The following is a 14,927-nucleotide window of genomic DNA, read 5'->3' as shown; positions in this document are numbered from 1 at the left end:
GGTGGCGCGGCGCCTTCGAGCGCAGCGCCGAATGCGCAATACCTAAACGAAGAACGGTAGATAAGCATGAATCTTCACGAGTATCAGGGTAAGCAGCTGTTCGCTGAGTACGGCCTGCCGGTTTCCACTGGCTACGCCGTTGACACCCCGGAAGAAGCGGCTGCGGCCTGCGAAAAGATCGGTGGCAGCGAGTGGGTTGTCAAAGCCCAGGTGCACGCCGGTGGCCGCGGTAAAGCGGGCGGTGTAAAGCTGGTGCGTAACAAGGAAGACGCCAAGGCGTTCGCCGCTCAGTGGCTGGGCAAGCGTCTGGTGACCTACCAGACTGACGCCAACGGTCAGCCGGTGACCAAGATCCTGGTCGAGTCGTGCACCGACATCGCCAAGGAGCTGTACCTGGGCGCCGTTGTAGACCGTTCCAGCCGCCGTATCGTGTTCATGGCTTCCACCGAAGGTGGCGTGGACATCGAGAAAGTCGCTCACGACACTCCCGAGAAGATCCTCAAGGCCACTATCGATCCGCTGGTCGGCGCTCAGCCGTTCCAGGGTCGCGAGCTGGCTTTCCAGCTGGGTCTGGAAGGCAAGCAAGTTGCTCAGTTCGCCAAGATCTTCGTCGGTCTGGCCAAGCTGTTCAAAGATCACGATCTGGCACTGTTGGAAGTGAACCCGCTGGTGATCAAGGCCGACGGCGACCTGCATTGCCTGGACGCGAAGATCAACATCGACGCTAACGCCATGTACCGTCAGCCGAAGCTGAAGACCTTCCACGACCCGTCGCAAGACGATCCGCGTGAAGCTCATGCTGCCAAGTTCGAACTGAACTACGTAGCCCTGGAAGGCAACATTGGCTGCATGGTCAACGGTGCCGGCCTGGCCATGGGTACCATGGACATCGTCAACCTGCACGGCGGCAAGCCAGCCAACTTCCTCGACGTAGGTGGCGGCGCGACCAAAGAGCGCGTGACCGAAGCCTTCAAGATCATCCTGTCCGACAGCAACGTCGCGGCCGTACTGGTGAACATCTTCGGCGGTATCGTTCGTTGCGACATGATTGCCGAAGGCATCATCGGTGCAGTGAAAGAAGTCGGCGTGAAGATTCCGGTCGTGGTTCGTCTGGAAGGTAACAACGCTGAGCTGGGCGCCAAGGTCCTGGCCGAAAGCGGCCTGAACATCATCGCGGCAACCAGCCTGACCGACGCTGCTCAGCAAGTCGTCAAAGCTGCGGAGGGCAAGTAATGAGCGTCCTGATCAATAAAGACACCAAAGTTATCTGCCAGGGTATTACCGGTTCGCAAGGTAGTTTCCACACCCAGCAAGCCATCGAGTACGGCACCAAGATGGTTGGTGGTGTAACTCCAGGCAAAGGCGGCACCGAGCACCTGGGCCTGCCAGTGTTCAACACCGTGAAAGATGCTGTAGCTGCCACTGGCGCCACCGCCAGCGTGATCTACGTTCCGGCTCCTTTCTGCAAAGATTCGATCCTGGAAGCGGCTTTCGGCGGCATCAAGCTGATCGTCTGCATCACCGAAGGCATTCCTACCCTGGACATGCTGGATGCCAAGGTTACTTGCGACGAGCTGGGCATTACCCTGATCGGCCCGAACTGCCCAGGCGTGATCACCCCCGGCGAGTGCAAGATCGGCATCATGCCCGGTCACATTCACCTGCCAGGCAAAGTCGGCATCGTCTCGCGTTCCGGCACCCTGACCTATGAGGCCGTTAAGCAGACCACTGACGCCGGTTTCGGTCAGTCCACCTGCGTCGGCATCGGTGGCGACCCGATCCCGGGCTCCAACTTCATCGACATCCTGAAGCTGTTCCAGGAAGACCCGAAGACCGAAGCGATCGTGATGATCGGCGAGATCGGCGGTTCCGCTGAAGAAGAAGCCGCTGCCTTCATCAAGGCCAACGTGACCAAGCCGGTGGTGTCCTACATCGCTGGCGTCACCGCGCCGCCCGGCAAGCGCATGGGCCACGCCGGCGCCATCATCTCCGGTGGTAAAGGTACTGCGGACGAGAAGTTCGCCGCCCTGCAGGACGCTGGTGTGAAAACCGTGCGTTCCCTGGCTGACATCGGCAAGGCCCTGGCCGAGCTGACCGGCTGGCAGGCCAAGAACGCCTAAGGCGTTCTTGATCTAAAAGAGGCCACCTTCGGGTGGCCTTTTTTATTGCTGTCGATTCGATCAGAAATTTGTGTCGGGGCGACAGATTGTTGCGTCCGATCGACAGCCCGACCGTTGCCAGACGCGGTCTATCGTTAAAATCGTTAGGCTTGCAACTATATATCCCGGCGAGGCTCCACAAGGGCTGGCGGCGGGTACCTGTGAATCGCCTGAACCGGGCGCTGCACGCTTCCTGAACTCAAAGGAAACCTGCGTTTTCTCCCTGTTTTCCAGCTTGGTACTTCCCGCTATGACCCGTTTGAAAGGCCCCGATCTCCTGGCCCTTGGCTTCATGACGTTTGCCCTGTTCCTCGGGGCCGGCAACATCATCTTCCCACCCAGCGCTGGTATGGCCGCTGGGGAGAACCTCTGGTCCGCCGCCCTCGGTTTCCTGCTGACCGGCGTCGGCTTGCCGCTGCTCACCGTGGTCGCCCTGGCCCGCGTCGGCGGTGGCATGGCCAACCTCACTGCGCCACTCGGACGCAAGGCCGGCACGCTGTTCGCTGTGGCGGTCTATCTGGCCATCGGCCCGCTGTTCGCCACGCCACGTACCGCCGTGGTCTCGTTCGAAATGGGCGTGGCGCCGTTCAGTGGCAACAGTGAACTGGCGCTGATGATCTACAGCGCCGCCTATTTCGCCGTGGTGCTGTTCCTCTCGCTGAACCCCGGGCAACTGGTCGACCGCATCGGCAAATACATTACCCCGGTGTTGCTCGCTGCATTGCTGGTCCTCGGTGGTGCGGCGCTGCTGGCGCCGGCCGGTGCGATCGGCCAGAGCAATGCCGACTATCAGGCGATGCCACTGGTGCAGGGCTTCCTGCAGGGCTACCTGACCATGGATACCCTCGGCGCGCTGGTGTTCGGCATCGTCATCGCCACTGCGATCCGCGGCCGCGGAGTGACCGACAGCCGCCTGGTCACGCGCTACTCGGTGATCGCCGGCCTGATCGCCGCTACCGGTCTGTCGCTGGTCTACCTGTCGCTGTTCTACCTCGGCGCCACCAGCCAGGGCATTGCCGGCGATGCGCAGAACGGTGTGCAGATTCTCACCGCCTATGTGCAGTTCACCTTCGGCACGCCGGGCAGCCTGCTGCTGGCCGTGGTCATCACCCTGGCCTGCCTGACCACTGCCGTGGGCCTGCTGACCGCCTGTGGCGAGTACTTCAGCGAGCTGCTGCCGGTGTCTTATCGCAAGGTGGTACTGGCGTTCGGTCTGTTCAGCCTACTGGTGTCCAACCAGGGGCTGTCGCAACTGATCAGCGTGTCGGTACCGGTGCTGGTCGGTCTGTATCCGCTGGCCATTGTGCTGATCGGCCTGAGTCTGCTCAGCCGCTTCTGGAACTCGGCGCCGCGGGTGTTCATCCCGGTGATGCTGGTGACCCTGCTGTTCGGCCTGGCGGATGCAATCAGTGCCGCCGGCTTCAAGGCGCTGCTGCCGGGCTTCCTCGCCCAGCTGCCGTTGGCGGCGCAGGGGCTGGGCTGGGTGGTGCCGGTAGCGCTGACTCTGCTGCTGGCGGCGGTTGCAGACAGGATGCGCGGCGAAGCGCAGCCAGAAGCCTGCTAACCTCTCTGCGACGCGCCTTCTGGCGCGTCGCTGCTGTTTTTTGGCCGTTGTGCCACCCATCTACGACGGATCGCCGATTGCTGCCTGGCCTGCACTGCCGGACAATTCAGGCATGTTTCCCGTGCAGCCCGCCGTCATGTCGCAATCCGTGTTCTTCGCCCACGCTAACGGTTTTCCCTCCGCCACCTACGGCAAACTGTTCGCCGCTCTGGCGCCGGATTACCAGGTGCAGTATCTGGAACAGCACGGCCACGATCCGCGCTTTCCGGTGGATGACAACTGGCAGAACCTGGTCGATGAATTGATCGCGCACCTCGAAGCCCAGCAGCAACCGGTCTGGGGTGTCGGCCATTCCCTCGGCGGGGTGCTGCACTACCATGCGGCGCTGCGCCGGCCGGATCTGTATCGCGGCGTGGTGATGCTCGACTCACCGTTGCTGACCCGTGTCGACCAACTGGTGATCCGCGCCGCCAAACGCTTCGGCTTCATCGACCGGATCACCCCGGCCGGGCGCACCGTGGGCCGCCGCGAGGTATTCGAGGATAGCGCCGAGGCGCACAGCTACTTTGCCGGCAAGACGCTGTTCAGCCGTTTCGATCCGGAATGCCTGGATGCCTATGTGCAGCATGGCCTGCGCACTGACCAGAGCGGCCTGCGCCTGCGCTTCGACCCGGCCACCGAGATCAGCATCTACCGCAGCGTGCCGCACACCAGTCCGGGCCGCCCGCAGCAGTTGCAGGTGCCGCTGGCCCTGGTGCGCGGTCGGCAGAGCAGGGTGGTGCTGGCGCACCATGCACGATTGGTCAACCGCGTGCCGCAGGGTGAGTACCACAACATGCCGGGCGGGCACATGTTCCCCCTGGAACGCCCGCAGGACACTGCACGCCTGCTGCGCGAACTGTTCAGCCGCTGGCAGGGCCAGACTATGGAGCGCAGCGCATGACCTTCAGCGTCGAGGAAACCCGTTTCAGCCTGCCGCATGTCGACCTGGCCGCACACCTGTTCGGCCCCGAGGACGGCATCCCGGTGATCGCCCTGCATGGCTGGCTGGACAACGCCATGACCTATGCGCGCCTGGCGCCCAAGCTGCACGGGCTGCGCATCGTCGCCCTGGACTTCCCCGGTCACGGCCACTCCGGGCACTACGCCAGCAACTCCAGCTACAGCATGTGGGAGTACCTGGAGGATGTACTGCTGGTGGCCGAGCAGCTCGGCTGGCAGCGTTTCAGCCTGATGGGCCATTCCCTCGGCGGCATCATCTCGACCCTGCTGGCTGCCGCGGTGCCGGAGCGCATCGAACGCCTGGCATTGATCGACGGCCTGATTCCCTTCACTGGCGAGGCAGATGGCGCGCCCAAGCGCCTGGGCGATGCGTTGCGTGCGCGCCTGGCGGTACGCAACAAACGCAAGCCGGTGTACGTCGATCTGGACCGCGCAGTACAGGCGCGCATGCAGGGCGTGGTCGCGGTGAGCCGTGACGCCGCCGAACTGCTCGCTCAGCGTGGTCTGGAGCCGGTGCCGGGCGGTTATACCTGGCGTACCGATATCCGCCTGACCTTGCCCTCGGTGATGCGCCTGACCTTCGCCCATGTCGAGGAGTTCGTGCGTAGCGTGCAGTGCCCGGTCAGCCTGGTGTTGGCCGCGCAGGGACAAATGGCGGTCGAGCCGCGGATTGCCAGCCTGCTCGAAGGGCGTGATTTTGATGTGCATACCTTGCCTGGCGGCCATCACCTGCACCTGAACGACGAGGAGGGTGCGCAGCAAGTTGCAGACTGTTTCAATCGATTCTTCGCTGCGACTTGACTTGACCCCTGCAACTGCCGAGGCTGGGCAGATTGTTCAGGGAAGTGCGCATGATCGATCTCTACACCGCTGCGACACCCAATGGCCACAAGGCCTCCATCGCCCTCGAGGAGCTGGGCCTGGCCTACCGGGTGCATGCCTTATCCTTCGACAAGAAGGAGCAGAAGGCCCCCGAGTTCCTTGCCATCAACCCCAACGGACGCATCCCGGCGATTGTCGACAGAGGCAACGATGACTTTGCCGTGTTCGAGTCCGGCGCCATCCTGATTTACCTCGCCGAGAAGACGGGTCAACTGCTGCCCAGTGATGCCAAGGGCCGCTCGCGGGTGCTCCAGTGGCTGATGTTGCAGATGGGCGGGATCGGGCCGATGCAGGGCCAGGCCAACGTATTCTTCCGCTATTTTCCGGAGAAACTGCAAGGCGCCATCGACCGCTACCAGCACGAAACCCGGCGCCTCTACGAAGTGCTCGACACCCGTTTGGGCGAAGCCGAATACCTGGCCGGTGACTACAGCATTGCCGATATCGCCACCTATCCGTGGGTACGGGTGCACGACTGGGCCGGGGTTGCCGTCGATGGCCTGCCGCACGTGCAGCGCTGGATGGCGGCCATCGAGGCGCGCCCGGCAGTGCAGCGCGGGCTGCAAGTTCCCGTGCGGGCAAGTGACGAAGAATCTGTGGTGAAAACTGCGCAGACCATGCTGATACGCTGAGGGCCGGATGCTTTCCAGACTGTCTTTTTACCTGCTGTGCCTGAGCGGCTCCGCGTTGGCCGCCGATATGCCGGGCAGCCAGGATCTCGAGGTGCTGCCACGCGCAGCGCGCAGCGAAATAGTCGACTATCAGGATGTTGCCAGCCTGGAGAGGCGCTACCCGCTGGGCGCGGTGCAGCGCATCAGCAGCCAGTTGCGTCTGGAGCGCGAGGTGCTGGCCGAAGGGCGCCTGCGTGCGCTGACCTACCGTTTGCCGGACGAGCATCCGCCGCGTGAGGCCCTCGCAGCGGCGCGCCATGCCTTGCTCGAGCAGGGCGCACAGCTGCTGTATTGGTGCGAAGGCCGCGAGTGCGGCTCCAGCAGCCTCTGGGCCAACAACATCTTCGATAACGCCAAGCTGTATGGCCCGGAAGAACGCCAGAGCTATCTGCTGCTGCGTCTGGTCGCTCCGCAGCAGGACAGCCTGCTGGCCTTGTACGGTATTACGCGCGGTAATCGACGCAGCTATCTGCATGCCGAACAACTGGATGCCAGCACGCCATTGCCGGCCGTGCTGCCGGTGGCGGCTACCTTACTGCGCCAGTTGCGTGAGCATGGCGAGCTGGCCTTGCCGCACCTGAGTGCCCCGGATCAGATCTGGAGCGAATTGCTGGGGCGGACCCTGAACCTGGACAGCACCTTGCGAGTCAGTTTGTCCGGGGCGAGCGCCGCAGCATGGATCAAGGCCCTGCAGGAGCAAGGCGTGCGTGCCACCCGCCTGGAACTGGGTATGGCTACGGCCGATGGCCTGCTGCTGCAACAATTACGCTGAATAATGTGCAGTCGGACCGCCTGGCGGTTCACCGAGATATTTTTGCAGGACTTTTGCAATGCTCAACAATGATCGCCTGCTGGTACAGATCCTCCTGCTGGTGTTGCTCGGTGCCTGCGCCTGGGTGTTGGCACCGTTCTTCTCGGCGCTGTTCTGGGCTGCCGTACTGGCCTTCGCCAGCTGGCCGCTGATGCGGCTGCTGACGCGGGCGCTGAATGGCCGGGAAAACACCGCCGCCGCCATTCTCACCGCCTGCTGGATGGTGCTGGTGGCGGTGCCGCTGGTCTGGCTGGGCTTCAACCTGGCCGACCATATCCGTGATGCAACTGAGCTGTTCAAAGGCTTCCAGGTCGATGGCCTGCCGGACCCGCCACAATGGCTGGGCAATCTGCCGCTGGTGGGCGAGCGCCTGGTCGGGGTGTGGAACCGCATCGACGAGGAGGGCGTGGCCCTGTTCACTGCCATCCGCCCCTACCTGGGCCAGGTCGGCAACTGGCTGCTGGCGCGCAGCGCGCAGGTCGGTGGCGGCATGCTCGAGCTGGCACTGAGCCTGGTGCTGGTGTTTTTTTTCTATCGCGATGGCCCGCGCATGGCGGCTTTCGTGAAAAGCATGCTGCAGCGCCTGATCGGTGATCGTGCCGATCATTACCAGGAGCTGGTTGCCGGTACCGTGCAGCGGGTGGTCAACGGGGTGATTGGCACCGCAGCGGCCCAGGCGCTGCTGGGATTGATCGGTTTCTATATCGCTGGGGTACCCGGTGCCCTGGTGCTGGCCATCATCACCTTCGTGCTCAGCCTGATCCCCATGGGCCCGCCGCTGGTGTGGATACCGGCCACGGCCTGGCTGGTCAGCCAGGGCCAGTACGGCTTTGCGGTGTTCCTCGGTCTCTGGGGTATGTTCGTCATCAGCGGTGTGGACAACGTGCTCAAGCCCTACCTGATCAGCCGCGGTGGCAACCTGCCGCTGGTGGTGGTGCTGCTCGGTGTGTTCGGCGGCATCCTGGCCTTCGGCTTCATGGGCCTGTTTCTCGGTCCGACCCTGCTGGCCGTGGCGTTCAGCCTGCTTGGCGACTGGGTCAGCAGTGAGCCGAAGGAGTCCGTGCAGGCCGTTTCCATGATCAGCGAAGACAAGCGCGACTGATCCCGTCGCACGGGCATCTGCTCGCGCCTGTTGGCCTCTTGGGTTGTTCGACCGGGTTGGCATCCTGCGCAATTTCTTGCCAGCCCAGCCTTGGTCGCAGGCTTTGTCCGGTGTTAGCCTTGCAGCGCTTTGTCGCTGCCTCAGGCAGTTCAAGCCGGGGCAGCTGCCTCGCCTCAGCCCGCGCAACAGCTCGTTAGAAGCTTTTGCGGGCGCAGGGAAGAACCAACACCACACAACGGACAATCGCGAGTCATCCCATGAAAAAATCTGCAGGCATTGCGGTAGGCGTCATCCTGGCCATTGGTGCATTGGGCACGGCCGGGGCCTGGTACACCGGCCAACAACTTCCCGCGGTGCTCGACACCTCGATCAAGCAGGCCAACGCGGAAATGGCCAAGACCCTTCCAGCCGTTGGTATCAACGTTTCGATCGAGCTGTTGTCGCTGGAGCGCCAGTTCTTCAGCAGCAACGCGCGCTACCGCGTCAAGTTCTCCGGTTCGCTGGATGGCGAGTCGCCGAGCAACCTGGAGTGGGTGGTCACCGATCGCATCGAGCACGGCCCGTTCCCGCTGTCGCGCCTGCAGGCCTTCAAGCTGATGCCGGTCATGGCCACCAGCAACTACGCGCTGGAACAGAGCCCGGCACTGGAGAAATGGTTTGCCGCCAGCAACGGTGTGTCGCCGCTCAATGGCCAGGTCAGCCTGGGTTATGACCGTTCCTTCGACGGCAACCTGCAACTGCAGCCGCTGAAAGCGGCCATCGACGAACAAAGCGCTCTCGAGTTCAGCGGTTTCAATATCGACTTCGACAGCAGCGCCGATGCCCAGGAAATCAGTGCCAATGGCCTGATGGACAGCCTGGTGATCACGTCCACGCTGGATAACGCGCAGAACATGACCCTGCAGTTCAAGGGCCTGACCCTCGATAGCGAGGCGCACAAGGGCAGCAGCGACTTCTACCTGGGCAACAACGAAGTGCGCCTGCAGAGCATCGAGCTGCTGCTGGGTGAAAGCCAGCCGATCCTGCTCAAGGATTTCGTCCAGCGCGACGAAACCACCGAGAACGACAACAAGCTGTCTGCTCGCTACAGCTACGACATCGGCATGATCAGCTATCAGGGCAACGACATCGGCGGCTCGCAGATGATCTGGGGCGTGAAGAACCTCGATGCCACGGCGCTGCAATCGCTGGTCGAGCTTTACGGCGAGCTGCTCCAGGCTGGCCAGGTCGACAGCGAAACCGGCATGCCCGAGCTGAGCGCAGAGCAGACCGAACTGTTCAAGGCTGACATCGAGACGCTGCTGGCCGGCAAGCCGAGCCTGGCCCTGGAAAAACTCTCGTTCAAGACCGCCAACGGTGAGAGCAGCTTCAGCCTGGCCCTGGACCTGAACAAGCCCGAGTCCTTCGAACTGCCGGCACCGGAACTGGCCAAGCAGCTGATCGGCCAGCTCGACGCCAAATTGCTGGTGTCCAAGGCCATGATCGGTGATGTGGTGGGCGTGCAAGCGGCCATCGGTGGCGAGACCGACAAGGAAGCCATTGCCCAGCAGGCCACGATGATGAGCGAGATGGCCAGCGGCATGGCGGTGGCCACCGAACTGGCCACCGTGGAAGGCGAGAACATCGTCTCCAGCCTGCATTACGCCAACAATCAGGTGAACTTCAACGGCAAGCAGATGAGTGTCGAAGAGTTCGTTGCCATGGCCTTCGCCACTGGTGGTGGCCTGGGTGCTGGCATGGGCGGGGATATGTCGGAAGAGGCTCCGGTTATCGAAGACCCGGCGCTGATGGAAGGTGAAGGTGCCGCCGAGGAAACCGCACTCGAGCAATAAGCACTGCCGGGCAGCTTTGCCGCCCGCAGTTTGAATAACGGCCAACCCACCTGTAGCCGCAGGTCGGTTGGCCGTTTTGTTTCAGGCCGAGATATTCAGCTGGCTGCCGATACTCGACTGATAGCTGGCACTGCTCTGGTACTCCTTGAGCAGCTTGGCAATCAGCCCCGAGTAGTTCTCTTCCTCGCTGCTGCTGGAGGCACTCGAGCCCTGGCCGACGCTTTCCAGCAGGCTGCTCAGCTCGTCCTGGCTGATGCTGCCACTGCTGTCGGCATCCAGTTGACTGAACAGTTCCTCGCTGTTGCCCTGGCCCTGCGGTGGCGGTGGCGGTGGCGGTGGTGGGGGCGGCGCGAGCGCAGCCATCTCGTCGATGTTCAGGCCGCCATCGCCATCGGCATCCAGTTCGCTGAACAGGCTGGAAACGTCGCTACCCGCGGAGCCGGAGAGGGCTGCCAGCTCACCCTGGTCGATGCTGCCGTCGCCGTTGGCATCCAGTTGGGAGAACATTTCCTCCGGATTGGGGCCGCCCGGACCGCCCGGTGGCGGAGGCGGCGGTGCCATGGCCGCGGTTTCCTCGCTGTCCAGGCTGCCGTCGCCATTGGCATCGAGCTGGCTGAACAACTCGTCGATATCGATGGTCAGGCTGCTGTCGCTTTCCTTGGCCGCCGTGAGGACGCTGTCCAGCTCATCCTTGGCCACGCTGCCGTCGCCATTGCCATCGAGGATGCTGAACAGCTTTTCCTGAACCTTCGCCGGGCCACCCGCACATCCACCACTGCCACTGCTGGCGGTGCTGCTGCGCTGGGTGCTGGCGAGTGTCGAGCTATAGCTGCTGTAGCTCGAGTAACCGCTGACACCACTGATCATGGGAGTCACTCCTGTTTAATCACACCGGAGAGGGTTCTCCGGTGATGTCAGCCTCGGCGTGCTCTGTGTCGGCGGTATGTGGTGTTTGTATCGGCGGCCATACAGCACTGGCCGGATTTGTAGGAGCCAGCTTGCTGGCGATCTGTATTGGCGTACAAAGCATCGCCAGCAAGCTGGCTCCTACAGGATTCCGCGTGGAACTCGCAGGATGGCGGTCAGCCCGCCCCCCGGGGTTTCTTCCAGGCTGATATCGCCGCCCTGATGGCGTGCCGCTTCGCGGGCGATGGTCAGGCCCAGGCCGACGCCGCCGGAGCTGCGGTTGCGTGAGCCTTCGACGCGGAAGAACGCCTCGAACACCGCCTCGCGCTGCTCCGCGGCGATGCCGGGGCCATGGTCGCGGACGCGCACTTCGACCTGCGCGCGGCTGTCATTCAGCTCGATTTCGGCATGTCCGGCGTAGCGCAGGGCATTCTCCAACAGATTGCTCAGGCATGAGCGCAGGGCCATGGGTTGCGCCCGCAGCGGCGCGCAGTGGCCAGACACCTGCACGGCCGCGCCACGGTCCTGGGCATCCTCGGCCATCGATTCGACCAGTGCCTGCAGATCCAGCCACTGCAAGGCTTCGCTGCTGCGCTGCTCGTGCAGGTAGCTCAGGGTGGCGTCGAGCATGCCGATCATCTCGCCCAGGTCCTGGCCCATGCGTGCGCGCAGTTGCGGGTTGGGGATCTGTTCCAGGCGCAGCTTGAGGCGCGCCAGGGGCGTGCGCAGATCATGGGATACGGCGGCGAGCATGCGTCCGCGCTGCTGCACCTGCTGGCGGATACGCTGCTGCATCAGGTTGAAGGCATGCGCGGCCTGGCGCGCCTCACGCGGGCCGGTTTCCGGCAGCGGCGGACTGTCGAGATTGTCACTCAGGCGTTCGGCGGCATCGGACAGGTGCTGGATCGGTCGGCTGAGCAGGCGCGCACCCAGCCAGGCGGCGGCGATCAGGGTTAGCAGCTGGAAGGCCAGCAACACCAGGGGCCCGCCGAAGCGGGGTGGTGGAGGGGGCGGTGGGCCGAATTGTTGTTGATCGGCATGGGGCGGGGGTGGCGGGCGCGGCGGGCCGTACTGGTTGAACCAGGCGAAGGCCAAAGCATGGGCCAGCAGGATGGCCAGCAGGAACACGCCGAACAGGCGGGCAAACAGACTGTCGGCACGGCGCATCAGGCGATCTCGCGGGCGTCGAACAGGTAGCCTTCGCCGCGCACGGTCTTGATCAGGCGCGGGGCTTTCGGGTCTTCGCCGAGCTTCTGGCGCAGGCGCGAGACCAACAGGTCGATGCTGCGGTCAAAGGCCTCGATGGAGCGGCCGCGGGCCGCGTCCAGCAACTGCTCGCGGCTAAGCACTCGACGTGGACGCTCTAGGAATACCCAGAGCAGGCGGAATTCGGCGTTCGACAGCGGCACCACCAGCCCCTCGGGGGACTGCAGCTGGCGCAGTACGCTGTGCAGGCTCCAGTCATCGAAACGGATGCTGGTGCGCGCTTCCTGGCGGGACGGTTCACGGTCGTCACGCACGCGGCGGAGGATGCTCTGGATGCGTGCCACCAGCTCGCGTGGCTCGAAGGGCTTGGCCATGTAGTCGTCGGCGCCCAGCTCCAGGCCGATGATGCGGTCGGTCGGCTCGCAACGCGCGGTGAGCATCAGGATCGGGATGTCGGAAACGCTGCGCAGCTCGCGGCACAGGCTCAGGCCGTCTTCGCCGGGCAGCATGAGGTCGAGGATGATCACGTCGAAATGGCTCTGCGCCAGGGCCCGGCGCATGCCACTGCCATCGCCGACCGCCTCGCTGTCGATATTGAAGCGGGTCAGGTAGCCACCCAGCAGCTCGCGCAGTTCGAGGTTGTCGTCGACGATCAGGGCGCGGGTCGATCGGGTGCGCAGCTCGTGCGCATTCAGGGCTTCCACCGGTACAGGCTCCAAGGACTTCAGGACAGGGGCGGGCGGGGAGGCATCCTAGCCTGTCATGCAGTTGGCGGCCATGCCGGCCAGCGCCGCCCGTCGCCATGCTGGCGGGCCCGCGTATCGACAACATGTCTGGCCTGTATCGAGCTCGATACAAAGCCGGTAAGGCCGGCGTAAAGCGCTTCTTTACGCTTTCTTTATGCCGCGCCGCGGGGCCGGCACTCGTTCCTTTACGGCCTTCCTGCCGAGAATTCGTCCAAGGCGGTAGTCACCGCAACAAGGAGCACACACATGAGCATTCTCGACGGGGTGTCCCTGGCTATGGCCGTGGGACTTTTCATTTATTTGCTGGTCGCGCTGCTGCGCGCCGAACGTAGCTAGGAGGCGCCATGCAAATCCACGACTACTGGCTGATTCTGGCCTTCTTCGTGCTGGTATTGCTGCCGGCACCGTTTCTCGGGCGCTACCTGTTCCGCGTGATGGAAGGGCAGAAGACCCTGCTGAGCCCCGTGTTCGAGCCCGTCGAACGCCTCTGCTACCGCCTGGCTGGCATCGACAGCCAGGCCGAGCAGGACTGGAAAACCTACAGCCTGGCGTTGCTGGCCTTCACCCTGGCCAGCCTGCTGACACTGTTCTCCATCCTACTGCTGCAAGGTGTGTTGCCACTGAATCCGCAGCGGTTGCCGGGTCTTGAATGGACCCTGGCGTTCAACACCGCGGTGAGCTTCGTCACCAACACCAACTGGCAGGCCTACAGCGGCGAGGCCGCGCTCAGCTACTTCAGCCAGATGGTCGGCCTGGGCGTGCAGAACTTCGTCAGCCCGGCGGTTGGCCTGGCCGTGCTGGTGGTGTTCTGCCGGGGCATCGCGCGGCGTTCGAGCAACAGCGTCGGCAACTTCTGGGTCGACCTGACTCGCGCCACGCTCTACGGTTTGCTGCCGTTCTGTCTGCTGTTGGCGCTGTTCCTGGTCTGGCAGGGGGTTCCGCAGACCTTCCTCGAGTACGTCACGGCGCACACCCTGTCGGGTGCCGATCAGGTCATCCCACTCGGCCCGGCGGCCAGCCAGATTGCCATCAAGCAGCTCGGCACCAACGGTGGCGGCTTCTTCGGCGTCAACTCGGCGCACCCGTTCGAGAACCCCACGGCCTGGAGCAACCTGTTCGAGGTGGCTTCGATCATCCTGATCCCGGTGGCGCTGCTGTTCACCTTCGGCCACTACGTCAAGGACCTGCGCCAGAGCCGCGCGCTGCTGGCCTGCATGCTGATTCTGTTCAGCGTCGGCCTGGGCGGCACCCTGTATGCCGAGCATCAGCCGAACCCAGCGCTGAGTGCGTTGCCGATTGAGCAGAGCGGCTCTTTGGAAGGCAAGGAAAGCCGCTTTGGCACCACGGCCTCGGCGTTGTGGGCGGTGACTACCACCGCGGCGTCCAACGGCTCGGTCAACGCCATGCACGACAGCTTCAGTGCCCTGGGCGGCATGGTGCCGATGTTCAACATGATGCTCGGCGAGGTGATCTTCGGCGGTGTCGGCGCCGGCCTCTACGGCATGCTGCTGTTCGTCCTGATCGCGGTGTTCCTCGCCGGCCTGATGATCGGCCGCACCCCGGAATACCTCGGCAAGAAGCTGGAAGCTCGCGAAGTCCGCCTGCTGGTCGCCACCCTGCTGGTAATGCCGGTTGGCGTATTGGTGCTTGGCGCCCTGGCGGCCAGCCTGCCTGGCCCGGCTGCCTCGGTCAGTAACCCAGGCGCGCATGGCTTCAGCCAGATTCTCTACAACTACACCTCCGGCGCGGCCAACAACGGCTCGGCCTTCGGTGGCTTCGGCGCCAACACGCCGTACCACAACCTGATGATCGGCCTGGCCATGCTGATCGGCCGCTTCGGCTACATCCTGCCGATCCTCGCCATCGCTGGCAGCCTGGCGGCGAAGAAGCGCGCACCGGTGGGCAGCAACAGCTTCCCGACCCATGGCCCGCTGTTCGTCACCCTGCTGACCCTGACCATCCTGCTGGTCGGCGGCCTGACCTTCCTGCCGGCACTGGCCCTGGGCCCGATCGCCGAGCACCTGACCCTGTTCCAGGGCTTCTAAG

14 protein-coding genes are annotated in these 14,927 nt (G+C 63.8%); 11 read left to right on the top strand and 3 right to left on the bottom strand.

Annotated features, from left to right (window positions below):
• Positions 1-66 precede the first annotated feature (66 nt).
• The 9 genes from sucC to LRS11_RS17325 all read left to right on the top strand — a co-directional run bounded on the left by sucC (position 67) and on the right by LRS11_RS17325 (position 10,023).
• Entirely contained in the window at positions 67-1,233 is a 1,167-nt protein-coding gene (gene sucC, locus LRS11_RS17365; RefSeq protein WP_260494137.1) for an ADP-forming succinate--CoA ligase subunit beta, read from the top strand.
• Positions 1,233-2,120 carry a succinate--CoA ligase subunit alpha gene (sucD, locus tag LRS11_RS17360; protein WP_260494136.1) on the top strand — a complete coding sequence of 296 codons (888 nt, stop codon included), beginning with the start codon at positions 1,233-1,235 and terminating at the stop codon, positions 2,118-2,120. The genes sucC and sucD overlap by 1 nt, the downstream gene beginning before the upstream one ends.
• 289 nt (positions 2,121-2,409) lie before the next feature.
• Complete coding sequence (gene brnQ / locus LRS11_RS17355; protein ID WP_260494135.1) at positions 2,410-3,723, top strand: branched-chain amino acid transport system II carrier protein; 1,314 nt, start codon at positions 2,410-2,412, stop codon at positions 3,721-3,723.
• Positions 3,724-3,859: 136 nt separating this feature from the next.
• Positions 3,860-4,666: an alpha/beta fold hydrolase gene (locus tag LRS11_RS17350; protein ID WP_260494134.1), complete on the top strand. Its 807-nt coding sequence runs from the start codon at positions 3,860-3,862 to the stop codon at positions 4,664-4,666.
• Positions 4,663-5,526, top strand: coding sequence for an alpha/beta fold hydrolase (locus tag LRS11_RS17345; protein ID WP_260494133.1), 864 nt, complete (start codon positions 4,663-4,665; stop codon positions 5,524-5,526). Before LRS11_RS17350 ends, LRS11_RS17345 begins: the two co-directional genes overlap by 4 nt.
• Positions 5,527-5,576: 50 nt before the next feature.
• Complete coding sequence (locus LRS11_RS17340; RefSeq protein ID WP_260494132.1) at positions 5,577-6,239, top strand: glutathione S-transferase family protein; 663 nt, start codon at positions 5,577-5,579, stop codon at positions 6,237-6,239.
• 7 nt (positions 6,240-6,246) lie between these two features.
• Complete coding sequence (locus LRS11_RS17335) at positions 6,247-7,050, top strand: DUF4892 domain-containing protein (protein ID WP_260494131.1); 804 nt, start codon at positions 6,247-6,249, stop codon at positions 7,048-7,050.
• A gap of 58 nt (positions 7,051-7,108) precedes the next feature.
• A complete protein-coding gene (locus LRS11_RS17330; protein ID WP_260494130.1) occupies positions 7,109-8,191 on the top strand; it encodes an AI-2E family transporter in 1,083 nt (360 codons plus the stop codon).
• Between the two features lie 257 nt (positions 8,192-8,448).
• Positions 8,449-10,023, top strand: a complete 1,575-nt coding sequence (locus tag LRS11_RS17325) for a YdgA family protein (protein ID WP_260494129.1) — start codon at positions 8,449-8,451, stop codon at positions 10,021-10,023.
• Positions 10,024-10,104: 81 nt separating this feature from the next.
• Here the strand turns inward: LRS11_RS17325 and xopAW are convergent, their stop codons facing one another.
• The 3 genes from xopAW to LRS11_RS17310 form a co-directional block, all read right to left on the bottom strand.
• Positions 10,105-10,890, bottom strand: a complete 786-nt coding sequence (gene xopAW / locus LRS11_RS17320; protein ID WP_260494128.1) for a XopAW family type III secretion system calcium-binding effector — start codon at positions 10,888-10,890, stop codon at positions 10,105-10,107.
• Positions 10,891-11,070: 180 nt separating this feature from the next.
• Complete coding sequence (locus LRS11_RS17315) at positions 11,071-12,096, bottom strand: ATP-binding protein (RefSeq protein ID WP_409519741.1); 1,026 nt, start codon at positions 12,094-12,096, stop codon at positions 11,071-11,073.
• The gene (locus tag LRS11_RS17310) at positions 12,096-12,839 is read right to left on the bottom strand and encodes a response regulator (protein ID WP_260494127.1); all 744 of its coding nucleotides are present in this window, start codon (positions 12,837-12,839) and stop codon (positions 12,096-12,098) included. The genes LRS11_RS17315 and LRS11_RS17310 overlap by 1 nt, the downstream gene beginning before the upstream one ends.
• Positions 12,840-13,127: 288 nt before the next feature.
• Here LRS11_RS17310 and kdpF point away from each other — a divergent pair, with 288 nt between their 5' ends.
• On the top strand, positions 13,128-13,217 hold the full coding sequence (gene kdpF / locus LRS11_RS17305) for a K(+)-transporting ATPase subunit F (RefSeq protein ID WP_260494126.1): 90 nt from the start codon (positions 13,128-13,130) through the stop codon (positions 13,215-13,217).
• A gap of 8 nt (positions 13,218-13,225) precedes the next feature.
• Positions 13,226-14,926, top strand: a complete 1,701-nt coding sequence (kdpA, locus tag LRS11_RS17300; RefSeq protein WP_260494125.1) for a potassium-transporting ATPase subunit KdpA — start codon at positions 13,226-13,228, stop codon at positions 14,924-14,926.
• Position 14,927: the final 1 nt, after the last annotated feature.

The sequence above is a fragment of the Pseudomonas sp. J452 genome (assembly GCF_024666525.1).
Lineage (GTDB): Bacteria > Pseudomonadota > Gammaproteobacteria > Pseudomonadales > Pseudomonadaceae > Aquipseudomonas.
This window is presented reverse-complemented; position numbering and strand designations above follow the sequence as displayed.

Excerpts from the sequence above, each read along its gene's own strand:
- sucC (WP_260494137.1), top strand. The coding sequence starts at position 67 with ATGAATCTTCACGAGTATCAGGGTAAGCAGCTGTTCGCTGAGTACGGC.
- sucD (WP_260494136.1), top strand. The coding sequence starts at position 1,233 with ATGAGCGTCCTGATCAATAAAGACACCAAAGTTATCTGCCAGGGTATT.
- brnQ (WP_260494135.1), top strand. The coding sequence starts at position 2,410 with ATGACCCGTTTGAAAGGCCCCGATCTCCTGGCCCTTGGCTTCATGACG.
- LRS11_RS17350 (WP_260494134.1), top strand. The coding sequence starts at position 3,860 with ATGTCGCAATCCGTGTTCTTCGCCCACGCTAACGGTTTTCCCTCCGCC.
- LRS11_RS17345 (WP_260494133.1), top strand. The coding sequence starts at position 4,663 with ATGACCTTCAGCGTCGAGGAAACCCGTTTCAGCCTGCCGCATGTCGAC.
- LRS11_RS17340 (WP_260494132.1), top strand. The coding sequence starts at position 5,577 with ATGATCGATCTCTACACCGCTGCGACACCCAATGGCCACAAGGCCTCC.
- LRS11_RS17335 (WP_260494131.1), top strand. The coding sequence starts at position 6,247 with ATGCTTTCCAGACTGTCTTTTTACCTGCTGTGCCTGAGCGGCTCCGCG.
- LRS11_RS17330 (WP_260494130.1), top strand. The coding sequence starts at position 7,109 with ATGCTCAACAATGATCGCCTGCTGGTACAGATCCTCCTGCTGGTGTTG.
- LRS11_RS17325 (WP_260494129.1), top strand. The coding sequence starts at position 8,449 with ATGAAAAAATCTGCAGGCATTGCGGTAGGCGTCATCCTGGCCATTGGT.
- xopAW (WP_260494128.1), bottom strand. The coding sequence starts at position 10,890 with ATGATCAGTGGTGTCAGCGGTTACTCGAGCTACAGCAGCTATAGCTCG.
- LRS11_RS17315 (WP_409519741.1), bottom strand. The coding sequence starts at position 12,096 with ATGCGCCGTGCCGACAGTCTGTTTGCCCGCCTGTTCGGCGTGTTCCTG.
- kdpF (WP_260494126.1), top strand. The coding sequence starts at position 13,128 with ATGAGCATTCTCGACGGGGTGTCCCTGGCTATGGCCGTGGGACTTTTC.
- kdpA (WP_260494125.1), top strand. The coding sequence starts at position 13,226 with ATGCAAATCCACGACTACTGGCTGATTCTGGCCTTCTTCGTGCTGGTA.